Origin of the sequence: Ferruginibacter sp. (assembly GCF_031430955.1) — a bacterium.
GTDB lineage: Bacteria > Bacteroidota > Bacteroidia > Chitinophagales > Chitinophagaceae > Ferruginibacter.
This window is the reverse complement of the sequence record NZ_JANPCM010000373.1, coordinates 1-3022: the sequence shown is the minus strand read 5'-3', so window position 1 is coordinate 3022 and position 3022 is coordinate 1. Positions and strand designations below refer to the sequence as shown.

Genomic DNA, 3022 nt, shown 5'->3' with positions numbered 1-3022 from the left:
GGGAGATTTATAAATACAAAAAAAGCTCCGCAGATTACGCAGAAAAAAAATATTTCAGGTCCTGCATTACTGGAAGTGCCGTATCCTCACCAATGGATTTTTACAGCTGATGCTTCTGCAGACAAATATGTACACCTGGAGCTGGCAGGCAATAATATGAAGCGTTCAGAAATATTGAAATCTTACCCCCTTAAACAATTAACACTTGACAGGTTTTGCGAATTTAATGTAGCAGAATCCAAAACAGAATTTACCAACAAACTTTGTTACACTATACAATTTGAAAGACAGCGAAAACGCTGGCTTTTTGCCGGGTCCAGCACCAACGGGCAGGAAGTACATCTGGGCACCACATCATCCGGCAGCGAAACAGCAGACCCCGGTGGCGATGGCTACAAATTTTTTATACATGAAATGCCCAGAGTAAATGATGTAAGAACAGTGGCTATAGAAAGCGTAGATAAACCCGGCTACTATATTTCTACTTCTCCCCCGGGTTTTAATTATTCTCCAACACAGGTGGTATTAACAAAAGAAAGTAAACCGGAATCTGCTACCAGGTGGCAATGCAGATCAGCGAAATAAAAATAAAAAAAATAATTACGCTTAATAAATCTTAAAAAATAAAATTATCATTTATGAAAAAAATTTTTGCAATATTATTGCTGGCTGCATCACACCAATGTATAAATGCACAGCGTGTAGGCATTGGTACCACTACACCCAATGCCAGGCTGGCAGTTGACAGCAGTATTATGATTGATCAGGCCAATGCTAACGATGGCACTCTTACAAAAAGTGCATTAATTTTTGGCAGTGATGGTAAAGCAGGTATTGTACGCAGTTTCGTCAATGGTTCCTCCGGCAGAAACGGGCTCGGCTTTTTTACCAACAACACCCGCCGCATGACTATTGACAGTACAGGGCAAGTGGGCATTGGTACAATTAACCCTTTGGCAACATTGCATGTTAGTGGTACTGCTTACGTTAGTGGTAGCCTTGGTCTTGGTACGTCTACACCTGATTATGCCTTTCAAAATCTTGGGGGATACAATCACATGTTTTATGGCCTGGGTGTTGGTACGGTGCCCAGTTCATCTTACCTGTTAGATGTGGGCAGTACCGACCCATCCCGTTTTAGAGGTGCATTGCAGGTGGATGGCACATTAACTGCTAATGGCAATGCTGTAGTTGATGGTACACTTACGGTTAACAATGGTAAAGGAGTCGCATACAATTCAACAAGTGCTACAAATTTAAAAATCTTTCCTTTTACTACAGCTACATTTTTTGCAATACTTGGTGGCCATCAGCTTTCTGCGGAAGGCGCTATTGCTTTTAATGGGGGCTTTACCGGAGTGCCCAGAGTATTTGTTGGGGATGAAGAATTATCCGGCGGAACAGTGGGTGAATTACATAGGGTAGAATTGAAACTATATGGCTGCAGTACCACCAGCGGCACTACCAGTTGCAAAGCAAGATTACTTAACACCAGCCCAAATTCGGTTAATTACAGCATTACCTGGAACTGTGTAGCTATTGGTAACTAAAAATATAAATAAAATTTGCTCCATAATTACTAAATCAAAACCATTCTAATTTTTGTATTTTTATTATCCTTTAAAAACTATTTATTACCGGCAAAAATTATTAATGAAATACCTGAAAAAAAATCGGGTCATTATATTTATGCTACGCAGTTATTACTGCGTATTTTTTTCTTTTTTGTTTACTGCAACGCATTGCCAAACGCCACAACCTAAATTTATTGCACTTAATGGCAGCCGCAATTACAGCGATATTAAATCCATATTAGCCGACAGTAAAAATTTTTTATGGTTTGGCTGTAACCAGGGCTTAATAAGATTTGATGGCAGCAATTATATCCGTTTTGTGCCAGATATCAACAGTAAAACCATACCATCCGGCAGAATTACAGCTTTGCACGAAGATGCCAAAGGCATTATTTGGATCGGCACCGCCGATAAAGGATTGTTCTATTACAACTACAGTACAGATAAATTTATCAGCATACAAAATTCTATACCTTTTTTTATTGATGATATACAGGATTTCAAAAATCAATTAGCCGTTACAGCAAATAAAGCAGTGTATACATTTGACGCTGAAAAAAAAGAATTGTTGGCATTGCCCGTGTCAGAAATTTTTAAAAAAAATAACATTGCAGTAGTTAAATGCCTTGCCGATGCAAAAAATAATGCCACGCTTTGGATACTTACTTCAGATGGATTATATAATTATACAGATACGGCACTAACCAAAATACATAACTATCCTTACTCAGTTGATGAATTAAATAATTCTTTAAAAACATTAAGCCTTGCAACAAACGGCAATGTTTACAGTGCTATAAAAAATATCGGGTTAATAGAATTTTCCGTTGCAGATAAAAAAATTTCGGTGCTTCCCTTTTCAAAAAAAAGGGGTAAAGCCTATTCATCCAACAATATAGATGCGCTGCATTTTTATGATAACGATAATCTTTTAATTGCCACACAGGATAGTGGCCTGGCATTATTTAATAATAAAGAAAAAAAATTCTATTTCTTCACTCAAAACAATTTTCCCGAGTCGGATATTTTTCGTTTTCAGGCCACTGCTTTTACCAGCAATAAAAACAATATCGTTTTTGCTACACAAAACAAAGGTATTTGGGTGTATAACAATGCGGCGGCAGGCAGGTTTGTATCAGTGCCGGTTTTATCAAAGTATAATAAAGTGCCGGGCAGTGTTTATGCCCGTTCTCTTTTAGCAGTACCAGAACAAAACACAGTATATGTGGGCAGTTTTTTTGGTGATGGTTTGTATGTTTATAACACAGCAACAGGCAGCACAAAATCTTATCCTTTTATAAAAAATATACCTGCACCCAAAACGCTTATTATAACTTTTATTTTGCAGGATTACAACGGTACAATTTGGCTGGCCTCTCAGCAAAACGGTGTATTAATTTTTGATGCTCAAAAACAAATGATAATTCCGGCTGGCGAAAAGTATGCTG

At 37.8% G+C, this 3022-nt stretch carries 3 protein-coding genes; all 3 read left to right on the top strand.

Annotated elements, in window-relative coordinates:
* On the top strand, window positions 1-585 hold a 585-nt coding region (locus ACY65O_RS10605), incomplete at its 5' end, for a hypothetical protein (RefSeq protein WP_462220829.1).
* 53 nt (window positions 586-638) lie between these two features.
* Window positions 639-1550 (top strand): hypothetical protein, encoded by a 912-nt coding sequence (locus ACY65O_RS10600; RefSeq protein ID WP_462220828.1) that lies wholly within the window; start codon window positions 639-641, stop codon window positions 1548-1550.
* Window positions 1551-1689: 139 nt separating this feature from the next.
* Window positions 1690-3022, top strand: a 1333-nt coding sequence (locus tag ACY65O_RS10595) for a ligand-binding sensor domain-containing protein (protein ID WP_462220827.1), incomplete at its 3' end; no start/stop codon positions are given.